Here is a 21,991-nt window from a genome sequence, read left to right on the forward strand (position 1 = left end):
TCTAAGGTGGTGATCGGATCTGGGTTCGAGTCGGACTCGATCACCTTCCCTTGCTCATCGGATCGACGGACCCGAGAGTCTTATCCCTTCGCCTTGATTCGGAATCCTGTCGAATCGTTGGCACGACATGACACGAACGGAGCGATTCGCGATGAGAGCTGGATCGAGTCGACACCCGACCACGCTGGCGATCGTATGCACGGCGAGCGTCCTGGGAGCAATCCGGGCCGGGGCCGGAGAATTTCCGTTCGTCCGGCCCGTTCATCCCACCGGCCGGGTCCAGGTGGTGGCACGACGCGGCGCCGAGGGGCTTGCACCCTACGCGACCGCACCGGCCATCGAACGCTCGATCGACAACGCCGTCGACTGGATCGAGGTCGAGGTCCGGTCGAGCCGCGACGGCCGGCATGTTCTCGTGGGAGACGATGACCTGTCCCACTCGACGGACGGGAAGGGCCCGGTTTCGAGACTCACGCTCGCGGAGCTGAAGCGACTGGATGCGGGATCGCACTTCGCCCCGAGATACGCCGGCACCCTGATCATGGAGCTGGGCGAGGCCCTGAAGCTGGCGAGGGGACGGATCAATGTCTTGCTCGAATGCGAAAAGGTCGACGCGGCCCGGCTCTCGGCCGAGGTGGTCGCGGCCCGCATGCAAAACCAGGTGGTCTTCGCCGGCACTCCCGACGTCTTGAAGAAACTGCGTGCAACCCAGGACGGCGGCCAACTTGGTCTGTTGCTAGGCAACCGCGCGGGGGGGCTTACCGACGCGAATTTCGATGGCCTGAGCCCCGCGGTGGTCTCGATCCCGGCCTCAGACGCGACGGCCGGTCGCTGCCGCGGCCTTCATGAGCGAGGGATTGTTGTGTTGGCGGAAGCGATCGGTGACGCGGATCGGCCGGAGGTCTGGGACCGGGCAATCGAGGCCGGGGCCGACTGGATCTTGAGCGACCGGCCCGAGGAGATCGTGGCCCGCGAGTCGATCCTGGCGGCGGGGGCGTCCCGCGTGAAAATTTCACACCACCGGGGGGCCTCTCATGACGCGCCCGAGAATACGCTCACGGCCTTCGACAAGGCGGCGAGGCTGGGCGCCGACTTCGTGGAATTCGACATCCGGACGTCGCGTGACGGCATCCCGTTCCTGCTCCACGACGCCCTGCTCGACCGCACAACCAATGGGCGCGGGCCGATTCGTGAGTGGGATTCTGCCGAGATCAACAAGCTCGATGCGGGGGCCTGGTTCGGGCGCCAGTTTGCCGGCACGCCCGTCCCCACGCTCGACGCGTTCCTCGGGTCAGTCCCCGCGGGAGTTGAGCTTTATGTCGACGCCAAGGACGTCTCGCCGGAGAACCTCGTCGCGGCATTGCGGAAGCATGCCTTGATCGAGCGATCGGTCGTCTATCAAGGGGCCGACTACCTCGCGAAACTGAAGGCGATCGAGCCGACATTGAGGCGGATGGCGGGCCTGGGCGACGCATCGGACGTCGAAGGGCTGGCGGTTCGCCTCGAACCTTATGCGTTCGACGCCCGCTGGAGCCTCCTCTCCAAACCGCTGATTGACGACTGCCACGCGCGGGGGATTCTCGTCTTCAGCGATGCGCTCGGGCTCCACGAGACCGCCGCGGAATACCGCAGGGCGATCGACGCCGGGGTCGACCTGATCCAGACCGATCACCCAATCCGGGTCCTGCGAGCCATCGCGGGCGGTCGTTGAGCTCCGTCGGAACTCAGGCGGCGTTGATCTCCAGGAGCTGATCCATGCGGGTGATCCGGAAGATCTCTTGCAGGTCGGGGCCGACGTTCCGCAGCTTCAGGCGTCGCGACGCGGACTTCTGCGTGCGATTGAGGCGGAGGAGCACGGCCAGCGTCCGGCTGCCCAGGAACGGGATCTGCTCCATGTCCAGGATGATCGCGGCCTTGGGATTGTCGGCCGACCAGGCGGCGAGGCCGGTGAGGGTGTCTGCCACGTCGACCTCGAACGCTCCCTCGAAGGCCGAGAGGCGGACGAGCAGGGTCGGGACACCCTCGGACTCGTCAAGAATCGAGGCCTGGCGGCAGGTCTGGCAGGGGACGGCGTAGGGCTGGCCGCAGATCGGGCAGAGGGTGAGCGGGAGCATTGGCGGTGTCCTTCAGCCCGGCGGGCGAGGTCTGGCGTGGCCCGACGCGAGCAATCCTACCGCGGATGTCCAGCGCAGCGGGGGGCCGGACGTCGTTCGTGACGCGGCGTCGTTCCCGGGGCGTCGGCTTCTGGGTTATGCTCGGCCAACGAGGCGTTGGGTGCAGGACCCGCGCGAACGACCGAAGTTGGCCGCTTGCCCGCACGCCCAGGAGGCCCGCCGTGGCCGTCCCGATCAAGTACGACATGCTCATCCGGGGTGCCCGACTGATCGACCCCGCCACCAGGATCGACGCCGTGCGAGACGTCGCCTTCGCCGGCGGACTGGTGGCCGAGGTCGGCACTTCGATCGACCCGGCGACCGCCTCCGAGGTGATCGACGCCCGTGGCAGGTTTCTTAGCCCCGGCTGGATCGACCTGCATACGCACGTCTATCACAAGGTGAGCCACTTCGGGGTCGACCCCGACGTCACCTGCCTGCCCAATGGGTGCACCACCGTCGTCGACGCCGGGACCGCGGGATCGCTGACCTTCGAGGGCTTCCGCTCCTTCGTCATCGACCGAGCAAAGACGCGGGTCAAGGCATTGGTGCACATCAGCGGGATTGGCCTGATCGCCGGAATTAACATGAAGCCCGCCTTCGGCGAGATTCAGGACCCGCTGTTCCTTTCCGCGGAGGGGGCCGTCGAGACGGCGCTCGCGCATGCCGACGTGGTGCTTGGCATCAAGGTCAGGCTGATGGACAACATCAGCGACGACGGCCGCGTCGAGCGCGAGGCGCTGCGCCAGGCGCGGGCCGCCGCCGATGCGATCAAGAAGCCGTTGATGCTGCACCCGACCCTGGCCGTCACGCCGACCGAGGAGATGGTCGAGGCGCTCAGGCCCGGCGACGTCTTCACCCACTGCTATCACGGCCTGTCCGGTTCGATCCTGGACGGGCGTGGCCTGGTCCTCGACTCGGTGCGAGCGGCCATCGAGCGGGGCGTTCGAATGGACGTGGGGCACGGGCAGGGGAGCTTCCATTTCGACGTGGCGGCCCGATGCCTGGAGCAGGGGGTCAGGCCTCACACGATCTCCACCGACCTGCACACCTACTGCGTCGACGGGCCAGTGTACGATCTGGCATGCACGATGACGAAGTTTCTGGCCCTGGGCCTGTCGGTGCGGGACGTGCTTGAAATGGTCACCTCCGAGCCCGCCTCCTGGATGGGTGAGGCCGGCGTGCTGGGCACCCTGGCCGTCGGGGCCGAGGCCGATGCCGTCCTCTTCGACCTGGAAGACGGGGACTGGGAGCTGGTCGACTCGATCGGCCAGGTCCGCCGCCATCCCACGAGGTTCGCCGTACGCTCCGTCTTCAAAGGCGGTCGGAAGGTGGGCGACACGCCCTGAGCCGGGACCCGGCAGGGAGTGGCGGAAGACACTCGTTGGCATTACGTTCGAACGGTATGCGACGGGGCGCCGGCTCGGCGGCGACCCAAGGCCCTCTCCGGCCCGCCCGTCCGCCGGTTCAATAGGCAGGAATCCACTCGATGAGCGACCGTATCCGACACGCAGCCCGCACCCTGGCCCTGGTATTGGCCGGCTGTGGGGGGGTGATCATGATGGCCGCCGCCCGGCCCGTCGCGCCGGCCGACACCCGGACGGGCAAGGACGCGCTGGGGGACTGGACGACCGACGCCCCCGGCGTCCGCCGCAAGATCACCCTGGACGACCTCGCCACGCCGTATGAGACCCCTTCGGCCAAGAACCACCCGAAGGTCATCAAGCGACCCGAAGGGGCCTGGCCCAAGGCCCCCGCAGGATTCAAGGTCACCGAGTTCGCCACCGGCCTGGACGCGCCGCGAGTCATCGTCCGGGCGCCCAACAACGACCTCTTCGTCGCCGAGAGCAAGGCCAAGCGCGTTCGCATCCTCCGCGACGCCGACGGCGACGGAAAGCCCGAGATCAACGCGGTGTTCGCCGAGGGCCTCGACCGCCCCTTCGGCATCGCCTTCCACCCGCCCGGGCCCAATCCCGAGCACGTCTACATCGCCAACACCGGCTCGGTCATCCGCTACGACTACAAGAACGGCGACACCAAGGCCGATGGCGAGGCCGAGGCGATCGTCCAAGATATCCCCACCGGCAACGAAGCGGTGGGCGGCGGCGGCCACTGGACCCGCGACATCGAGTTCTCGCCCGATGGCAAGACCCTGTTCGTCTCGGTCGGCTCGCGGTCCAATGCCGAAGATGACGGCCGCGAGAACCGACGCGCGAACATCCTGGCATTCGACGCCGACGGCAAGAACGAGCGCATCTACGCCTCGGGCATCCGCAACCCGGTGGGACTGGCCAAGGACCCCAAGACCGGCGAGATCTGGACATCGGTCAACGAGCGCGATGGCCTGGGCGACCAGCTCGTGCCCGACTACATCACGCACGTCAAGGAAGGGGGCTTCTACGGCTGGCCCTGGTACTACCTCAGCGGCAAGCATGACCCCCGGCACGAGGGGAAGCATCCCGAGCTGAAGGACAAGGTCATCACCCCCGACGTGCTGCTCCAGTCGCACTCGGCCTCGCTCGACCTGACCTTTTACGACGGCAAGAGCTTCCCCGACGAGTACAAAGGCGACATTTTCGCCGCCGAGCACGGGTCGTGGAACCGCGCCCGCCGCACCGGATACAAGGTGGTCCGCGTCCCCCTGAAGGACGGCAAGTCGGCCGGAGAATATGAGGACTTCCTCACCGGCTTCGTGAGCAATGACGGCGACGTCTGGGGCCGGCCCGTCGGCGTGGCCGTCGACAAGGACGGCGCGCTGCTCGTGACGGATGACGGCTCGGGAACCATCTGGCGGGTCAGCTATGCCGGGACGAATTAGCCCCCGCTTCAACCCCGGCCGGAGGGCACCCATGCGGCGCATACCCATGCCCTTTATGCCGGGGCCCATGCGATTCGGACGCGGAGGATTCCCCCCCGGTGTGGGGCTCCTCCTGTTCGTCGTGGTCGCGATGGGCGCGTTCGCGCTGCGTGCGCGATCCAGGAACGCCCAGGAGCCACCAAGGGGCTTCACGCTGATCGAGCTATTGGTCGTCATCGCGATCATCGCCGTCCTCGTCGCGCTGCTGCTCCCCGCGGTGCAGTCGGCACGCGAGGCCGCGCGGCGGGTCGAGTGCGTCAACCACCTGAAGCAGGTCGGCCTGGCGATGCACAACTACCACTCGGCCGTCGGCAGCCTCCCGGTCGGGTTCCTCTCCCCGACCGGGCCGGTCCCGGCTTACACCTCGGCCTTGCAATATCGGTGGTCGGCCCTGTCGCAAATGTTGCCGTATCTGGAGCAGTCCGCGCTCGCCCAGTCGATGAACTTCAATCTGCCTCTCGCCACGAAGCCGGCCGGAGGAGGCTCGGCGTTCTGGCCGTTCACGTCGGCCAATACCACGGCGATGGCCACGCGCGTCGCCGGCTTCGCCTGCCCCAGCGACGGTGCGCCGGCCCCCGCGACGGACACCGGCCCGACGAGCTACGCGTTCAGCTCGGGCGACGGTTCCAACGGCGGCGACGCCACCGGGGCCAACGGCGCGTTCATCCTGGGTCGGGCCCTCTCCCTGGCCGACCTCCAGGATGGATCAAGCCTGACCGCGGCGGCGTCCGAGCAGATCGTGGGCATCGCCGGCCCTTACACCCAGACCACGCCGACGCCCGTGCCCACGCCGCTCGCCCGTTCCTTCGCACGCGTGGCGGTTGCCCCGCTGACCGACGAGGCCTGCGCGAATGCGCCCGCCGGCTGGCTGCTGAACAAAGGGGCGGCCTGGTTCGACGGCAACTACTTGAACACCCTTTATAATCACCACTCAACGCCTAACGCCCGCCGTGCCGACTGCATCACCTACCACAACCCCGGCTGGAAGGCACCCCGCAGCGTCCATCCGGGAGGGGTGAATCTGCTCTTTTGCGATGGACACGTCACCTTCGCCCGGGACACCGTCGACCTTTCCGTGTGGCGTGCCCTCGCCACGAGAGCAGGCGGCGAGGTGGTCTCGGCCGACTCTCTCTAGGATCGAGGCATCTCCGGAAGCTGGGCTCGCAACGCTTTGAGCTGATCGGCTTCGGCCGGGACCTTGTCTTCGCGCCAGCGGACGATCCTCGGAAAGCGGACGGCCACGCCCGACTTGTGGCGGGGGGAGCGCTGGATCCCCTCGAAGGCGAGCTCGAAGACGAGCAGCGGCTTGACGCTGCGGACGGGCCCGAATTTGTCGACCGTGTTCCGCCTGACGAAGTTGTCGACCCGGCGGATCTCCGCGTCGGTGAGGCCCGAATACGCCTTGGCCACCGGCACGAGATGGCCCTCGTCCCAGAGGGCAAACGTGTAATCGGTGTACAGGCTGGCCCGCTTGCCGCTGCCTCGCTGGGCGGCGGTGAGCACTGCGTCGACGGTCAGCGGCACGATCTTCCACTTCCACCAGTCGCCGCGCACCCGTCCCACGCGATAGGGCGACCCTTTGCGCTTGAGCATCAAGCCCTCGACATTCCGGCCACGGCTATCGGCACGCGCCTCGGCCAGGTCGTCCCACGAGGTGGGGTCGACCACCGGCGAGGCCACGATCCGACCGTCCCAGCCCGAGGCCCGAATGATTTCCTCGAGCCTCGACCGGCGAAGCTCCAGCGGCCAGTTCCTCGTATCCTGCCCGGCATCCTCCAGCAGGTCGAAGGCCATGAGTACGACCGGAACGTCGGCAAGCAGCTTCTTGCCGACGACCTTGCGGCCGATCCGCCGCTGGAGCTGCGCGAACGGCATCACCTCGCCATCGCGCCACGGGAGAATCTCGCCGTCGATCGAGGTGCCGTCGGGTAAGTAAGGGCCGATCTCGGCGAGCTCGGGATAGCGGTCCGTGACCAGTTCCTCGCCGCGAGTCCAGACGAACGTGCGTCCTTGCCTGCGGATGAGCTGCGCCCGGATCCCGTCCCATTTCCACTCGGCGTGCCAGTCGGTCACGGGCCCCAGCGAATCCTCGGGCAAGCCGTCCAGGGCATGAGCCAGGCAGAACGGGTAGGGGCGGCTGACGTCGGCATCGGCCGATTCGAGGGAGAGCAGGCTTTCAAAGTAGGCCGGGGTCGGTTCCCAGTCTCCCATCAACCGATGTGCCACCGTCGCCGGCTCAATTCCCCCCACCGTCGCCAGCGCCCTGAGCACCAGCTGCTTGGAAACGCCCACGCGAAACGAGCCCGTGATGAGCTTGTTCAGCACGAACCGACGCCCGGTATCGAGCGACCGCCAGGCCGCCACGACGGCGTCGTGTTGCTCTCCTTCGGTCGCGGTGCGTAGGGGAAGCAGGCGATCCTCGACCCAGGTCGCGAGGTGCGTGTCATCCTCCCGGTCGGGGGGAGGTAGGAGCAACGCGATGGTTTCGGCGAGGTCGCCGACGGCGTGGTACGACTCCTCGAACAACCACTCGCTGACGCCCGCCTGGGCTCGGGCCCAGGCCCGCAGCCGGGCCGTGGGGATGACCTGACGGGGCCTGCGCCCGATCAGGAAGTAGACCGCCCAGGCGGCGTCGGCGCGGTCGGCATGCTCGAAATATCGGACGAGCGCGGCCACCTTCTCGCCGGTGCGGTTGGTCTCGTCGAGCGTGGCGTACAGGTCGGCGAACGCCTTCATGACGGCTCCTCCGCATCAGCCACGCCGGCGGCCGCGTCCTGCGGTTGCTCCTCGCCGGGGACGTCGTCCTGCTCGCCTCGGTACTGGGTGGCCAGCACGTCGGCATCCAGGCCTTGCTCCCGCAGCCAGCGCACGAGCACGGCGGTATATCCGTGGGTGACCAGGACCCGGCTCGCTCCGGTTGCTTCGATGGCCCCTTGAAGCCCCGGCCAGTCGGCGTGATCCGACAGGACGAAGCCGCGGTCGACCGCCTTGCGACGCCGGGGGCCCCTGATCCGCATCCAACCCGACGCGAACGCCGATGACGATGCACCAAATTTACGTGCCCAGGGGCTGCCGTGGGCCGAAGGCGGGGCCACCACCAGAGCCCGGCTGAAGTCGGCCCCCTTCGTCGCCTCCGACGCATAGGTGGTCGGTGGCAGCTCGATTCCCGTCGCTCGGTAGGCCCGGTTCATCGCCTCGACCGCGCCGTGGACATAGATCGGCCCGATCTCGGCGTCCACGCCCGCGAGTAGGCGCTGGGCCTTGCCCAGGGAGTACGCGAAGAGCAGGCTTGCGCGCCCCGCCTGCTGGTTCGCGCGCCACCAGGCGTTGATCTCGTCGAACACCTCAGCCTGCGGCGACCACCGGTAGATAGGCAAGCCGAAGGTCGACTCGGTGACGAACGTGTGGCAGCGAACCGACTCGAACGGGTCGCACGTCCGGTCGGGCTCGATCTTGTAGTCGCCCGACACGACCCAGATTTCTCCCTTGCTCTCCACCCGGACCTGCGACGAGCCGAGAAGATGCCCGGCCGGGTGGAACGAGACGTCCACCCCGTTCAGGTCGATCGAGCGACCCGGGCCGAGCCCGTCGACTTGCGCCTCCAGGCCCATCCGGCCTTGCAGCACGGCCATGCCATCCGTCGCGGTCAGGTAACGCCCGCAGCCGCTGGTGGCGTGGTCGGCGTGCGCGTGGGTGATCACAGCCCGGGGAACGGGACGCCAGGGGTCGACGTAGAAGTCGCCCCGGGCACAGTACAAACCCCGTTCGGTCGGCTCCAGCAATGGAACGCTCGCCACGTCCGCCCCCTCGAACCCCAGGCCCGCTCATCCCTGCACGACGCGTACGGACGAGACGAGTGTACACGCGCATGCCAGATCGGCCAGGCAAGCGAAGAGGGGCGCGCACTTTCGGGGTTGCTTCACGCTTTCTTTACAATCCAGTTCAGCAGAGCGGTCTCGCGCCGCTAGAATGCCGCGGTCCAGGTCGAGTCTCGCACGAATCGGCCACCCAACTTTCTTGAGATTCACGACGAGAGGCCCTTCATGATGACGCGATCTGCCGCGACCCAAGCGATGCTCGCCGGCTGCGTCGCCGTCTCCCTGGTCGCGTTGAAGACGGCATCCTCTCAGGATGGCGGGCCGCCGCCCGGAGGTCCGGGCGCCCAGAAAGGACAGTCCGGGCCGCCGGGATTCGGGCCTGGCACCTTCCTCGGCCCGCGGGTGATGGAGATCGCCGACGCCGACATGGACGAAAAGCTGACGCCCTCCGAGGCCGGCAAGGCGGCCGAGGAATTCGTCCGCTCGGCCGACCTGGACAAGAAAGGCTCGGTCGACGCCAGCACGCTCGGGCGTGCCATCAACCGGCGGCTGCGGCCGCCCGGCGAGGGGCCAGGGGATGGCCCCCCGGGGGGCGGCCCGGGCGACAACTTCGGGCCTGGTTCCATGATGGCCGGCCCCGCGCTGGCGGCGGCCGATGCGAACAAGGATGGCCGACTTAGCCCCGATGAGGCCTCCAGGGCCGCCGAAGCCTTCGTCCTCGATGCCGCCGGCAAGGCCGACGGAAGCCTCGACGGCGATGCGTTGGCCGGCGCGATGAACCGTCGGATGGGCCCCCCGCCGGGGTTTGGCCCGGGCGGGCCGATGGGCCAGGAACGCGCCATCGTCAAGGATCACGACAAGAACGGCGACGGCCGGCTAAACGCCGCCGAACGCCTCGCCGCTCGCGACGCCATGAAGAAAGCCCCGGCCGGCGGCCCTCGATTCGGCCCGCCGGGAGGCCCAGGTGGTCCGGGAGGCCCCGGCGGGCCGGGCGGAAGGCCGGGCGGCCCGGGAGGTGGACCCAGGTTCGGCCCGGGTGCCGATTCCCCCGACCCCACTCCCGGGGCGAAAGTCAGCCCCGCCGAAGTCACGGCCTACCCGGCCGACAAGCCCTTCTATGATCCGGCCGTCGTCCGCACCCTCTTTCTCGACTTCGAGGGGAAGGATTGGGAGGCCGAGATGGCCGAGTTCTACAAGACCGACGTCGAGGTCCCCGCCAAGCTCACAGTTGACGGCAAGGTTTACCCCGACGTCGGGGTCCACTTCCGCGGGCTGTCGTCATTCATGATGGTCAGGCCCGGCCAGAAGCGGTCCCTGAACGTCTCGGTCGACTTCGCCCACCCCAAGCAGCGGCTGATGGGCTACAAGACCCTGAACCTACTCAACGCGCACGACGACCCGACCTTCCTACACACGGTGCTCTACCTGGACATCGCCCGCAGATATACGCAGGCCCCGAAGGCGAACTTCGTCCGGGTGGTGATCAACGGCGAGGACTGGGGCCTGTATTCGAATGCACAGCAGTTCGACAAGACGTTCCTGGAGGAGAACTTCAAGTCGCCCAAGGGATCACGCTGGAAGGTCCCCGGAAACCCAGGCGGCGACGGTGGCCTCTCCTATCAGGGGGACGACGTCGAGGAATATAAGAAGCGCTATCAGTTGAAGAGCGATGAGAGCGACAAGGCCTGGAAGGCCCTGATCGACCTGTGCCTCACGCTGAACGAGACGCCCGCGGAGGAGCTTGAGCAGGCACTCAAGGGGAAGCTCGATATCGACGGGGCACTCTGGTTCCTGGCCCTGGAAAACGTGTTCATCAATAGCGACGGGTACTGGATCAGGGCCAGCGACTACAACATCTTCAGCGACGGCGCGGGCGTCTTCCACATCCTCACGCACGACGCCAACGAGACCTTCGGCCCGGCGGTGATGATGGGTCCGCCGGGCGGCATGCGGCGTGGCCCGGGTGCGCCGGGCAAGGGTGCTCCCGCCAAGAAGTCCGGCAGGCCGGGCGGCGGCCCTCCCGGTTTCGGGCCAGGCGGTGGAGGACCCGGCGTGGAGTTGGACCCGCTTCATGGCATGGACGACGCGCGCAAACCGCTCCGAAGCAAGCTGCTGGCCGTCCCGGCCCTGCGCGAGCGCTACCTGAAGAACGTGCGGACCCTGGCCGACCACTGGCTCGACTGGGACAACCTCGGGCCGCTCGTGGCCGAATATCGCACCAGGATCGATCCGATCGTCGAGGCCGACACAAAGAAGCTGGCCACGACCGAGGCCTACCACAAGGCCGTCTCGGAAGAGGTCGTGACGGACCAGCCGAAGGCACCCGAGCCCCCGAGGTTCGGGCCGGGTGGACCCGCGATGAGCCTACGGACGTTCGCAGAGCGACGCCGAGCGTACCTCCTCAATCACCCCGAGATCAAGAAGGCGGGACCGTGAGCATGTGCCACGCAACCGGCTTGCACCCGCGAGATGAGAGGAAAGGTTCGACCGATGCCTGAGTGGCTGGACGCGTCGCTGTCTGGGACCACCACGGTCACGCCCGCCATCCTGGCCTGGCGGATCGGCTGCGCCTTGGTGCTCGGCATCGTGGTCGCCGGCATCTGCCGCTTCGCCAGGCGCGGCGAGCCGGTGGCGGCGACCTTCTTGACGACGCTGGTGATGCTCTCGGCCCTGATCGCCATGGCCACCCAGGTCATCGGCGATAACGTCGCTCGCGCCTTCAGCCTGGTCGGTGCGCTCTCGGTGGTGCGGTTCCGCACAGTCGTCAAGGACACGCAGGACACGGCCTTCGTCATCTTCGCGGTGGTCGTCGGCATGGCCGCGGGGTCAAGCCACCTGGCGGTGGCCCTGATCGGCCTGGTCCTCTTCCTGCTGGTCACTCCGCTGCTCTGGCCCAGGCGCAGGGCCGATCCCTGGTACGCAGCCGAGAGCAAGCTCTCGATGCGGGTCGCGCTGGCGGAAGGGACGCGGACCTCGGCCGAGCTCAGGCTCGGCGAGGAATGCGAACGGTTCGCCCTGACCTCGGCGAGCACCGCCAAGCAGGGGTCGTGCCTCGACCTGACATACCGAGTCCGATTGCGGCCGGGCGTCGGCGCGGCCGATCTCGTGGCGGGCCTCGACGCCCTGAACGGGGTCGACAGCGTCGAGATTCGCCAGGCCGAATGATCGCGCAAACGCGTCGGCCCGGCCGATGATGGCCGGGCCGACGCGTCGCTCTGCCCTCAGTTACTTAGCGTCAGCAAGCTTATGCCCGGCCAGCGTGAATCCCCGGACGGCAAGTCCTTGAGACGTGGCATTCGTGACGGAATGCTCGACCGGCAGGTCGTACGCACCAACACGAGCCCATGTGTCGCGGACCGTCTCGACGCGATCGAGATTTCCGGTGCCCGCGTCCCAGTACTGCACGACATAGCCGCGAGGCAGGTCGCGGCCCTCGGCGTTCTTGGAGTCGTCGAGGGCAAGGATCGTCATGTCCATCTTGCCGACATGCCGATTGACCTCCGTGATCCGCCCGTCTTTCACCCGATAGCTCGACGCGAACCGCCCTCCCTGGAACAGCAACAGTCGCCCCAGCGGGTGCAGGTCGTCGGAGTCGGCGAACCGTAAAACCGGCGGGGGCGTGGATGCGGCCTCGACGCGCCGATGCATGGCCAGCGACCCGAGTTGGTCCTCGACCCAGGCCTTGGCGACGGCCTCGTCGGAAGTCATCTCGACCTTGCCCTCGGGCGAGACCGTCAGCTTGCCGTCGAAAGGCCGGCCCTCGATGGTCCCGCTCACGTCGGCCGAGAACCCGGGGAAGTCCTTCCACTGGGCCCTTGAGGCGATGGCGCCTTCAAACAGCGCAACAGCCTCGGGGTCGGCCCCCTCGCGGCCGAGCGGCCATTCGAGGGCGAGCGTGGCGAACTCGCGGATCTCGTCGTACTTCATGCCGCCCGTCTCGCCGGGCGTCTTCAGGTCGCGCCTGGTGTAGATGGAGTAGCGCCCTGGCGTGGACGGCTTCCAGGTGGCGACGCCATCAATTCCCGCGTTGATCTTCTCCTCGGTCAGATCGGCGGCCACCGAGTTGAACACGGCGCCCGGCATCGGCTTGCCGTCGACCAGGAGTTTGAGCTTCAGCGAGTCGTCGGCAACCTCGGCGACGATCTCCAGGGGGACGTCCGACTTCGGCTCCAAATGGGCCAGCTCGGTGGGAGATCCGGCGAGAGCCTTGGGGTAATAGCGGAGCAGGAACGGCGTCTGGTTGGGTCGTGCGATCACGCCATATTCGCTGATGCCAATGACGGAGACGCTCCCCATCGCGGGCAATTTCGCCCGCAGGCGGTCGACGGCCTTGGTCAGCTCGAGCGCCTTGAACTCGCCGGGCTTCTGCTGGATCCAGAGCTTCGACCCCACGAATCGCTCGACATACTTGGGGTCGCCGGCCTCGGCCTGCTCGCTGAAGAAGACCTCGGCGTAGCGGCCGGCCTCGGCGGTGGGGTTGACTCGGATGAACAGGAAATGCGCCCGCGCCTGACCGGCCCCGAGGGCCGCGAGCAGGGCGACAAGCGCCAGGGATCGTCGAGAAATCGGCATGGGTAAATTGTCCTGGATCGGCCTTGGTGAGGGCGCAAGCGGAGGGCCGCCGCAACGGTTGTACCCGCGCGACGGCCCTGTTGCAAAGTCGAGGCTCATCAAGGCAAGTCGGTTCGCAGCTCAGGCGAGGATCGACTTGACGACCTTGCCATGCACGTCGGTCAGGCGGAAGTCCCGTCCGGCGTAGCGATAGGTGAACGATTCGTGGTCGAACCCGAGGAGATGCAGCATCGTGGCGTGGAGGTCGTGGACGTGGACCTTGTCCTCGACCGCGGCGAATCCGAACTCGTCGGTGGCGCCATGCACGTGGCCCCCCTTCACGCCGCCGCCGGCCATCCACATGCTGAATCCGTAGTGGTTGTGGTCGCGACCGTTCATCTTGCCGGCGTTTGCCCCCGGAGTCGGTAGCTCCACCGTCGGGGTCCGGCCGAACTCTCCCCCCCAGAGGACGAGCGTGTCTTCGAGCATCCCTCGCTGCTTCAGGTCTTTGAGCAGGGCCCCGATCGCCTGATCGCAGTCGCCGGCAAGCCGCCTGTGCTCGGTGGCGATGTCGTCGTGGCTATCCCAGGGCTGGCCGGCGCCGTGCCAGACCTGCACGTATCGAACGCCGCGTTCCAGCAGCCGCCTGGCGGTGAGCAGCTGACGCCCTTGCAGGCCGTCGCCGTACATGGTGCGGATGTGCTCGGGCTCGCGGGCCACGTCGAAGGCGTCTCCCGCCTCAGACTGCATCCGGTAGGCCAGCTCGAACGACTGGATGCGTGCTTCCAGCTCGGCGTCCTTCTGGCGGCGCTCGCGGTGCTTGCGGTTCAGCTCCAGCAGCAGGTCGAGCTGATCGCGCTGGTCGCTGCCGGAGAGGCCCTTGTTGTGGATATGCTGAATCAGCTTCTCGACGTCGGTGTTATTCGTGTCGAGGTAGGTCCCCTGATAAATCCCGGGCAGGAAGCCGGCCTGCCAGTTCTGCGATTCCGCGATGGGCATGCCGCCGGGGCACATCACGATGAACCCGGGGAGGTTCTGATTCTCGGTTCCCAGGCCGTAAAGCGCCCAGGAGCCGACGCTCGGGCGCGCCTGGCGGGCGTCCCCGCAGTTCATCAGCATCAACGACGGCTCATGGTTGGGCACGTCGGCGTGCATCGACCGGATCACGCAGATGTCGTCCACGTGCTCGGCCGTCTTCGAGAAAATCTCGCTGACCTCGATGCCGCTCTTGCCGTACTTCTTGAACGAGAAGGGCGAGCCGAACGCGGCGCCGGTCTTGCGCTCCGTCGACAGGGTCGTCGGCAGCGGCTTGCCGTGGTACTTCGTCAGCTGCGGCTTGGGGTCGAAGGTGTCGACATGCGACGGGCCGCCGTTCATGAACAGGTGGATCACCCGCTTGGCCTTGGGGGCGAACTGCGGCGGCTTGCCGGCCAGGGGCGTGGTACTCTCGGCGGCGCGGGCCGAGCTCATCAGGCCCGACTCGGCCATCAGGCCGCCCAGGGCCAGGGCGCCGAAGCCCATGCCGCTGCGGCAGAGCAGCTCGCGGCGCGTCACGGGACGTTGGTCGAGCGAGAGCGGGAGGTGGGGCATGGGTCTCGGTCCGCCTGGGGCGATCGGTCGAGCTTCGATCAATCGACGTACGAAAATTCGTTGGTCAGGAGCAACGCCTGGGCGTAGGCCTCCCAGCCCGAGAGCCCGCCCGCGACGGGACTCTTGCCGGGTCGCGCCTGCACAAACCGCAGGGCCAGGTCACGCTCGTCGGTCTCGGGAAGTCGGCCCAGCCCCAGCCGATAGAGGCGGTCGACGCGTGCGCCCGGGTCGGTCAGTTGTTCCGCATCCAGCCGGGCGGCCAGGTGGCGGGCCTGCTCGGAGACGAACGGGCTGTTCATCAGGAAGAGGGCCTGCTGCGGGACGACCGTCACGAACCGACGCGGCGAGCTGGCGTCGGGGCTGGCGAAGTCGAAGGTCCGGAAGACGCCGTCGAGGTTCTGCCGGTCGATGAACCCATACACCGTCCGCCTCGTGGCGAACGGCTCGACCGTCAAGGGGACCGCTCGGCCGCCAACCCCCGTCTCGAGGCGGCCGGCGACCGCCAGCAAGGAGTCGCGCAGCCCTTCGAAGTCGAGCCGTCGCCGGTTCTGCCTGGCAAGCAGAAGGTTCATGGGATCGGCGGCCGCCATCGCGTCCGTGCCGTCGCTCGAACGCCGGTAAGCGGCCGAGGTGAGGATGATCCGGTGCAGATTCTTGACCGACCATCCCCCCTGGACGAACCGGCTGGCCAGCCAGTCGAGCAGCTCGGGATTGGTGGGGGCGTCGCTCCTCAGGCCGAAGTCGCTGGGGGTGGCAACCAGGCCGGCGCCGAAGTGATGCGTCCAGATCCGGTTGACCATGACGCGGGCCGTCAGCGGGTTGTCGGGGCTAGCGATGGCCTGCGCCAGCTCCAGCCGCCCGCTCCCCTTGCCGAATGGCTTGCGGTCGGGGCCCGAGAGGACCTGGAGGAACTGCCTGGGAACTTCCTTGCCGGGCCGGCCGGCGTTGCCTCTCAGGAAGACGTGGGGCTGAACCGGCTGCGGGCGGTCGACCATCACCATCGCCTTGGCGGGCACGCCGGGGTGGGTGGAGTCGAGCGAAGTGACGGCTTGCTGCTTCTTCTTGAGGACTTCGCGCTCGGCACGATCGGCCCCACGCACATCGGCGCCGGGCGGCGTCACGATCGGGCCGGCCTCACCGACCAGGAACAGTCGGAGCGGCTCCCATTCGGCATCGTTGATCGGGGCAGGCGCGGGCAGGCCGAAGGAGTCGGAAACGGCGCGGGCGAAGGCCGCGTCGGGTCCGCCTTGCAGGGCGGCCACCATCGCCGCGCCCATCCGATCGCCGGCCTCGTTCAGAGTCCTGGGCGGTATCACGCCTCGAAGGGCGCGGGCCAATGGCTGGGTGCGGGCCAACTCGTCGAGCAGTCCCGGGGCGCGGGCGGCGAACTCGGCCGGCGGCAGGGCGGCCAGTGCGTGCCAGGGGGCGAGAGGCGAATCCTTGGCGTCCTTGGTCGCCTTGAGGATCTCCGCCCAACGCGACGCGGCGAGCTTCAGCCGCGGGGGCGGCAGCTTCCGGCGACGCCCTTCGGCGTCGAGCTGCGGATGATCGCGGTGGAAGTCCAGGGCTCTTGAGGCAGCCCAGTATCCGGCCAGATCCCGACGCAAGTCTCCCTCGACCTTGCCACGCAACTCGGTCGCATAGGCGTCGAGCGTTCCCTTCAACTTGGCTCGCTGGGACCGGTAGTCGTCGATCTGGGCGCTGTTGGCCTGGGTCCGGATCTCGGGCAGTTCTTTCGGTTCTTCCGACGAGGCGAAGACGCCGAAGAGGGAGTAATAGTCGGCCGTCGGGATCGGGTCGTACTTGTGGTCGTGACAGCGGGCGCAGGCCACCGTCAGACCGAGCATCCCGCGTGTGACGGCGTCGATCCGGTCGTCGATGATGTCTTCGTTGTTGTTCAGGAACCGACGGCCGACCGTCAGGAAGCCCATCGCAGCGAGCCTGCTCGTGTCGCCGTCGGACGGGATCAGGTCGGCGGCAAGCTGCTCGGTCAGGAATCGGTCGTACGGCAAGTCGTCGTTAAACGCCTTGATGACGTAATCGCGATAGGTGTAGGCGAACGGATAGTTGCGATCCTCGACGAACACATAGCCCTTGGTGTCGGCATAGCGCGCGACGTCGAGCCAGTGCCTGCCCCAGCGCTCTCCATAACGGGGGCTGGAGAGCAAGCGGTCGATCACCTTGCCGTAGGCGTCGGCCGAGGGATCGGAGACGAAGGCATCGACCTCCTCGGGCGTCGGCGGCAGGCCGTGAAGGTCGAATGTGGCGCGTCGAAGGAGCGTCCGGCGGTCGACTTCGAGGGCGGGAACGAGGCCCTTGGCCTCCAGCTTCGCCTGCAAGAAGGCATCGACCGGGTTGGAGACCAGTTCGGTACGCTTGACAGCGGGCAGGGGGGGATCGGTCACTCGCTGGAACGACCAGTGCGAGGCTCTAGGATCCACGTCCGAAGCCGAGCTGGCCGCGGGTGCCACGGGCCAGGGGGCGCCCATCTTGACCCAGGCGGCCACGTCAGTCAGGGCCTGGTCGGCCAGCTTGCCCCCCTTGGGAGGCATCTTGTAGTCGCCAATGTGCCGCACCGCCTGCACCATCAGGCTGGCGTCCGGGTCTCCAGGGACGACCGACGGCCCTTCAAGGCCCCCTTCGAGCATCGCCTCGCGCGAGTCGAGCCGCAGCCCCGACGCCTGCTTGTCCGGCCCGTGGCACGAGACGCAGCGGTCGAAGATCATCGGCCGGATGCGCGTCTCGAAGAAATCGGCCGCCTCGGCAGCGACAGCCGGAGCGTCGGCAGCGGCCGGGCTCGCCCGGAGGAGCGAGACGCAGGCGATCGTCCAGGGAAGGATCACCCAGGACCAATCGGCGGTCCGGCAAGGTCGGGAACGCGGCATGGCAATCGCCTCGGGGGGCGACGGGTCCGACTGGGCGAACCCGTCAAGCAATCGTTCAACAGTCCGCGTGCAAAGGCAAGGGGAGTCGTGGAGAGATTGTCCGGTCGAGGGGCGGCACGCGGGCGGAGGTTCGGGGGGATCGGGGGCGGGTTGATCGTCGGAGGCGCATCGCGGATGCGCCCGTGCAACTTGGGCTAACGAAAGATTCTACACCCGTGAATGCCCGACGTCGACAGGTATCATCGTCGGCAAGCGTTGTGCGGGCCGACGCTTCGACCGGTTCTCGCATCTCGACCGATTTTCAGGAGGATCTCCCTTTGAATGCGGCCGAACACCTCCGGACCGAGCGACTGCTTTTACGTCCCTGGCGGGACGAAGATCGGGCCCCCTACGCGGCCCTGAACGCCGACCCCGCCGTGATGGAGTATTTCCTTGCCGCGCTCACCCGCGACCAGAGCGACGCGATGGTCGACCGCTTCATCACCCATCATGAAGAGCACGGATTCGGCCCGTGGGCCGTCGAGGTTCCCGGCATCTCCCCCCTCGTCGGCTACGTCGGCCTGCTGATCCCCCGGTTCGAGACCTCCTTCACCCCCTGCGTCGAGATCGGCTGGCGGCTGGCCCGCGAGCATTGGGGCAAGGGCTACGCCATCGAGGCCGCCCGCGCCGTCATCCTCGATGCCTTCGGCCGGCTCGGACTGGACGAAATCGTCTCGTTCACGGTGCCCGCCAATGTCCGCTCGCAGTCCGTCATGCAACGACTGGGCATGACCCGGTTTGAGGCCGACGACTTCGATCACCCGAATGTCCCCGAGGGCCACCCCCTGCGCCGGCACGTCCTCTACCGGATCAGGCGGCCCGCCTGAACGGACGACGTGGCCTCAGACCGGCTCGGGGATCTCGGACATTTCCGCGATGGCCGAGGGAGGGAGAGCGTCGGACAGGCGGGCGAGCCGACGGATCTGGGGCCAGATGGTGTCGGCGGCGACGACCACCAGCAGCGTGCCGATCCCTCCTCCGACCACCGAGGCGACCGGGCCGAACAGCTTGGCCGTCAGGCCCGACTCGAACGCTCCGAGCTCGTTGGAAGAGCCGATGAACAGGCTGTTCACCGCCGAGACCCGGCCGCGCATCGAGTCGGGGGTCAGGGTCTGCACCAGGGTCGAGCGGACAACCATGCTCACGTTGTCCAGAGCGCCGACGAGCAGCAGCATGGCGAACGACAGATAAGGGTTGCGCGAGAGGCCGAAGACGACCGTCGCCAGGCCGAAGCCCGCCACCGATCCCAGCAAGGCCCTTCCCGCGTGGCGCATCGGCGGCCGATGGGCCAGCATCATCGCCATGACCAGGGCACCGACCGCGGGGGCCGCGCGCAGTAGGCCGAAGCCGCGAGCGTCGACCTTGAGGATGTCCTGCGCGAAGATGGGCAGCAAGGCCGTCGCCCCGCCCAGGAGCACGGCGAACAGGTCGAGCGTGATCGAGGCGAGGATGAGCTTAGTGTCCCGCACGAAGCGGAACCCCGCCAGCAACGAGCCCATCGTCGCCTTCTTCGCCGCCCCCGGCACGAACTGGGGCGTCATCCGCGAGAGCATGGCGACCACGCTCATCCCGCAGAGGGCATCCAGCAGGTAGAGCGCCGCGGGTTGTCCGGTCAGGTAGATGAGCAGACCGCCCAGGGCGGGGCCCGAGACCGACGCGATCTGCAAGCCGCTGGTGTTCCAGGTCACCGCGTTCTGCAAGTGCTCGGCCGGCACCAGCCGGGGCAGGAGGGACGCCCTTGACGGCCTGAGCAGGGCGCTGGCAATTCCCGTCAGGCCGAGGCAGACATAGATGAGGAGAATCGAGCCCCTCGTCCACGACAGCCAGCCCATCCCCAGCGAGGCCACGATCATCAATGACTGCGCCAGGATCATGATCTTCCTGCGGTCATACTTGTCGGCCGCGTGCCCGGCGGGGATCACCAGCAGGACGACCGGCAGGAACTCGACGAGGCCGACCCAGCCCAGGGACATGGCCGATCCTGTCCGGCCATACAGGTCATAACCCACGACCATCGTCTGCATCTGCATGCCGAGCGACGACACCAGGTTGGCCACGATCAGGCGGCGACAATCGACGGCTCTCAAGGCGGAGTAGGGATCGTGCGCCGCGTGAGTCGGCGAGGCTGAGGTCGTTTCGGCGGGCATCCGGGCGGGTCTCGTGGGTCCGTTGTGTCTTGGAGCGGTGGAATCGGCGAGGCCGGCCGACCCCGAGATGATTCGCCGCGGCCATGCCTGCCGTCAAGCTCGCCCGGTCGCTTCCCAGGCCGGGCCGATTGCGGTTCAATGGCGTGGCGGGCGGCAAGTCGGAGAGGAAGCCGAGGACAGGAGGCTGCGCAGTGGCGTTGAGCTCAACCGTGGATCCCGCAACCGAGGAGCCAGGCGCCTCGGCGTTCATCCTGGGCATCGCCACTCTGCTCGGCTCCGCCTGGCTCACCCTCATCTCCCTCGACGCCACGAGACTGCCGATCTGGGACGACTTTCACATCGTCCCGGTGCTGACAGGCGTCGAGCCCCTCTCCGTCGGCTGGCTCTGGTCTCTGGCCAACGAGCATCGCCTGCCGCTGCCTCGCCTGATCCTGGTCGCGGCCTGTCACGCGTCCGGCATTGATTTCCGAGCGGGGATGGTCTTGAGCCTGGCAACTCTGACGCTCCTCACTGGCGTGTGGGTGCGTCTGGCGGCCCGGTTACGCGGCCGGACGAGCTACGGCGACGCGCTCTTCCCCTTGCTTCTTCTCGGATTCGGACATCACGCCAACATGCTCTGGAGCATCCAGTTCGCGTTCATCCTGCCCACGGCGCTCGCCGGCCTCTGGCTGGCGATCATGCTGGACGCTCCGGGCCCCCCGACCATCCGCAGGCTGCTGGTCTCGGCCCTGATCCTGTCCAGTCTCCCCCTCTGCGGCGCGACGGGCCTGGCTTATGTGCCCGCGCTCTCGGCCTGGACCGTCGGCTTTGCGATGACGGCTGCCGATCGGGCGCGCCGAGGGCTATTGGCGGCGTTGCTGGTCTCCCCGGCGCTGGCCCTGTCGGTGCTCTACTTCCGCGATTATCGATCCGTCGGCCAGCACGACTCGGCCGGTTCAATGACCGAAGCGTTGCGGGCCTCGCTTCAATTCCTGACCGGGGGACTGGGACCAGGCGCGTCGACCTTCTGGCCCTGGTCGGGCTGGCTGGCATCGGGGGTGTTGCTCACGGCATTCATGCTGCCTCTCCTGAGAGTCCGCAGGAACCCGGCCGCAGGGCCGCGACTCCTGGCGATCTCGGCCTACCTGGCGGGGACGTTCAGCCTGGCGCTGGGAGTTGGCCTTGGCCGGGCCGGCATGGGGCCGATGGCCGGATTCCAGGACCGTTATGTCACGATGGCCGCCCCCGCCTGGGGTGCCGCCGCGCTCGCATACGTGGCCTGCGGCTCGCCCCGGTGGAGTCGCCTGATGCCGATGGCGTTATTCACCCTCCTTTGCCTGCTCACCTGGCCCGCAGCCCAGGCGGCACTCGAGCACGGCCGGTCCCTCCGCGAGCAATCCGAGACCTTCACCCGCGACCTGAAGGCCGGGATGCCGCCGTCGATGCTCACCCGCAAGTACACACCGTTCCTCCACCCCTCGCAGGACCGCCTCCACCGCTTCCTGTTGATGCTCAAGGCCGACGGGGTCGAGCCGTTCCGGGCGATGCGCGACGACCCGTCGTATCGAGAGGTCGAGCTTCCCGTCCGGCCAAGCTCCCTCCGAATGGCCGAATGGCTCGACGGCAAGGCGATCATCAAGGGGGTCGACCCGCAACTCGTCTATGTCCTCGAAGCGCCGCAAGTCGTCGCGGGGGTGCGCATCCGCTACTCGCACCGCAATCCGGCGGGCACACCGGCCAGGTTCCAACTCTCCTGGCGCGACGACCAGCAGGCCGGCTTCTCTGAAGATCGCCGCTATTCCAACTGGGCCACACCCACGGGCGACAACCAGGAAATGACCATCTGGATCGGCCAGGCCGTCTCCCAGATTCGGATCCAGCCAGACAACCAGCCTTGCACCTTCGAACCCCACTCCATCACCCTCCTGATCCCCTAAATGCGCATCGCTTTGGCTCAACCGCGAGACCCAAG

Annotated in this window: 15 protein-coding genes; 8 read left to right on the plus strand and 7 right to left on the minus strand. The window is 67.7% G+C overall.

Annotated elements, in window-relative coordinates; genetic code table 11:
- Positions 1–151: 151 nt before the first annotated feature.
- Complete coding sequence (locus EP7_RS07880) at positions 152–1,711, plus strand: glycerophosphodiester phosphodiesterase (protein ID WP_463527290.1); 1,560 nt, start codon at positions 152–154, stop codon at positions 1,709–1,711.
- A 13-nt stretch (positions 1,712–1,724) separates the two neighbouring features.
- Here EP7_RS07880 and EP7_RS07885 read toward each other — a convergent pair whose 3' ends face one another.
- Positions 1,725–2,114 (minus strand): STAS domain-containing protein, encoded by a 390-nt coding sequence (locus tag EP7_RS07885; RefSeq protein ID WP_463527291.1) that lies wholly within the window; start codon positions 2,112–2,114, stop codon positions 1,725–1,727.
- A 221-nt stretch (positions 2,115–2,335) separates the two neighbouring features.
- On the opposite strand from EP7_RS07885, the gene EP7_RS07890 reads away from it, so the two are divergent.
- The 3 genes from EP7_RS07890 (at position 2,336) to EP7_RS07900 (ending at position 6,145) form a co-directional block, all read left to right on the plus strand.
- A complete protein-coding gene (locus tag EP7_RS07890) occupies positions 2,336–3,502 on the plus strand; it encodes an amidohydrolase/deacetylase family metallohydrolase (protein WP_463527292.1) in 1,167 nt (388 codons plus the stop codon).
- A 140-nt stretch (positions 3,503–3,642) separates the two neighbouring features.
- Positions 3,643–4,971 (plus strand): PQQ-dependent sugar dehydrogenase, encoded by a 1,329-nt coding sequence (locus EP7_RS07895; RefSeq protein WP_463527293.1) that lies wholly within the window; start codon positions 3,643–3,645, stop codon positions 4,969–4,971.
- A gap of 67 nt (positions 4,972–5,038) precedes the next feature.
- A complete protein-coding gene (locus EP7_RS07900) occupies positions 5,039–6,145 on the plus strand; it encodes a DUF1559 domain-containing protein (protein WP_463527294.1) in 1,107 nt (368 codons plus the stop codon).
- On the opposite strand, the gene EP7_RS07905 is transcribed toward EP7_RS07900, so the two are convergent.
- Both EP7_RS07905 and EP7_RS07910 read right to left on the minus strand, forming a co-directional pair.
- Positions 6,142–7,746, minus strand: coding sequence for an ATP-dependent DNA ligase (locus tag EP7_RS07905; RefSeq protein WP_463527295.1), 1,605 nt, complete (start codon positions 7,744–7,746; stop codon positions 6,142–6,144). The genes EP7_RS07900 and EP7_RS07905 overlap by 4 nt on opposite strands.
- Positions 7,743–8,807 carry a ligase-associated DNA damage response exonuclease gene (locus EP7_RS07910; protein WP_463527296.1) on the minus strand — a complete coding sequence of 355 codons (1,065 nt, stop codon included), beginning with the start codon at positions 8,805–8,807 and terminating at the stop codon, positions 7,743–7,745. The genes EP7_RS07905 and EP7_RS07910 overlap by 4 nt, the downstream gene beginning before the upstream one ends.
- 246 nt (positions 8,808–9,053) lie before the next feature.
- Here EP7_RS07910 and EP7_RS07915 point away from each other — a divergent pair, with 246 nt between their 5' ends.
- Both EP7_RS07915 and EP7_RS07920 read left to right on the plus strand, forming a co-directional pair.
- Entirely contained in the window at positions 9,054–11,264 is a 2,211-nt protein-coding gene (locus EP7_RS07915) for a CotH kinase family protein (protein WP_463527297.1), read from the plus strand.
- 54 nt (positions 11,265–11,318) lie between these two features.
- On the plus strand, positions 11,319–11,993 hold the full coding sequence (locus EP7_RS07920) for a DUF4956 domain-containing protein (RefSeq protein ID WP_463527298.1): 675 nt from the start codon (positions 11,319–11,321) through the stop codon (positions 11,991–11,993).
- Positions 11,994–12,053: 60 nt separating this feature from the next.
- Here EP7_RS07920 and EP7_RS07925 read toward each other — a convergent pair whose 3' ends face one another.
- The 3 genes from EP7_RS07925 to EP7_RS07935 all read right to left on the minus strand — a co-directional run bounded on the left by EP7_RS07925 (position 12,054) and on the right by EP7_RS07935 (position 17,854).
- On the minus strand, positions 12,054–13,400 hold the full coding sequence (locus tag EP7_RS07925) for a DUF3386 family protein (RefSeq protein ID WP_463527299.1): 1,347 nt from the start codon (positions 13,398–13,400) through the stop codon (positions 12,054–12,056).
- A 120-nt stretch (positions 13,401–13,520) separates the two neighbouring features.
- A complete protein-coding gene (locus tag EP7_RS07930; protein WP_463527300.1) occupies positions 13,521–14,969 on the minus strand; it encodes a DUF1501 domain-containing protein in 1,449 nt (482 codons plus the stop codon).
- 38 nt (positions 14,970–15,007) lie between these two features.
- Positions 15,008–17,854: a DUF1553 domain-containing protein gene (locus EP7_RS07935; RefSeq protein WP_463527302.1), complete on the minus strand. Its 2,847-nt coding sequence runs from the start codon at positions 17,852–17,854 to the stop codon at positions 15,008–15,010.
- Positions 17,855–18,171: 317 nt separating this feature from the next.
- On the opposite strand from EP7_RS07935, the gene EP7_RS07940 reads away from it, so the two are divergent.
- Positions 18,172–18,720: a GNAT family N-acetyltransferase gene (locus EP7_RS07940; protein WP_463527303.1), complete on the plus strand. Its 549-nt coding sequence runs from the start codon at positions 18,172–18,174 to the stop codon at positions 18,718–18,720.
- Between the two features lie 15 nt (positions 18,721–18,735).
- Here EP7_RS07940 and EP7_RS07945 read toward each other — a convergent pair whose 3' ends face one another.
- On the minus strand, positions 18,736–20,040 hold the full coding sequence (locus EP7_RS07945) for an MFS transporter (protein WP_463527305.1): 1,305 nt from the start codon (positions 20,038–20,040) through the stop codon (positions 18,736–18,738).
- Positions 20,041–20,231: 191 nt separating this feature from the next.
- Here EP7_RS07945 and EP7_RS07950 point away from each other — a divergent pair, with 191 nt between their 5' ends.
- A complete protein-coding gene (locus EP7_RS07950) occupies positions 20,232–21,956 on the plus strand; it encodes a hypothetical protein (protein WP_463527306.1) in 1,725 nt (574 codons plus the stop codon).
- Positions 21,957–21,991: the final 35 nt, after the last annotated feature.

The sequence above is a fragment of the Isosphaeraceae bacterium EP7 genome (assembly GCA_038400315.1).
GTDB lineage: Bacteria > Planctomycetota > Planctomycetia > Isosphaerales > Isosphaeraceae > EP7.

Bases quoted from the DNA above. Each gene is read 5' to 3' on its own strand.
- EP7_RS07945 (WP_463527305.1), bottom strand. From the start codon at position 20,040: ATGCCCGCCGAAACGACCTCAGCCTCGCCGACTCACGCGGCGCACGAT.
- EP7_RS07925 (WP_463527299.1), bottom strand. From the start codon at position 13,400: ATGCCGATTTCTCGACGATCCCTGGCGCTTGTCGCCCTGCTCGCGGCC.
- EP7_RS07915 (WP_463527297.1), top strand. From the start codon at position 9,054: ATGATGACGCGATCTGCCGCGACCCAAGCGATGCTCGCCGGCTGCGTC.
- EP7_RS07885 (WP_463527291.1), bottom strand. From the start codon at position 2,114: ATGCTCCCGCTCACCCTCTGCCCGATCTGCGGCCAGCCCTACGCCGTC.
- EP7_RS07905 (WP_463527295.1), bottom strand. From the start codon at position 7,746: ATGAAGGCGTTCGCCGACCTGTACGCCACGCTCGACGAGACCAACCGC.
- EP7_RS07880 (WP_463527290.1), top strand. From the start codon at position 152: ATGAGAGCTGGATCGAGTCGACACCCGACCACGCTGGCGATCGTATGC.
- EP7_RS07920 (WP_463527298.1), top strand. From the start codon at position 11,319: ATGCCTGAGTGGCTGGACGCGTCGCTGTCTGGGACCACCACGGTCACG.
- EP7_RS07900 (WP_463527294.1), top strand. From the start codon at position 5,039: ATGCGATTCGGACGCGGAGGATTCCCCCCCGGTGTGGGGCTCCTCCTG.
- EP7_RS07935 (WP_463527302.1), bottom strand. From the start codon at position 17,854: ATGCCGCGTTCCCGACCTTGCCGGACCGCCGATTGGTCCTGGGTGATC.
- EP7_RS07930 (WP_463527300.1), bottom strand. From the start codon at position 14,969: ATGCCCCACCTCCCGCTCTCGCTCGACCAACGTCCCGTGACGCGCCGC.
- EP7_RS07895 (WP_463527293.1), top strand. From the start codon at position 3,643: ATGAGCGACCGTATCCGACACGCAGCCCGCACCCTGGCCCTGGTATTG.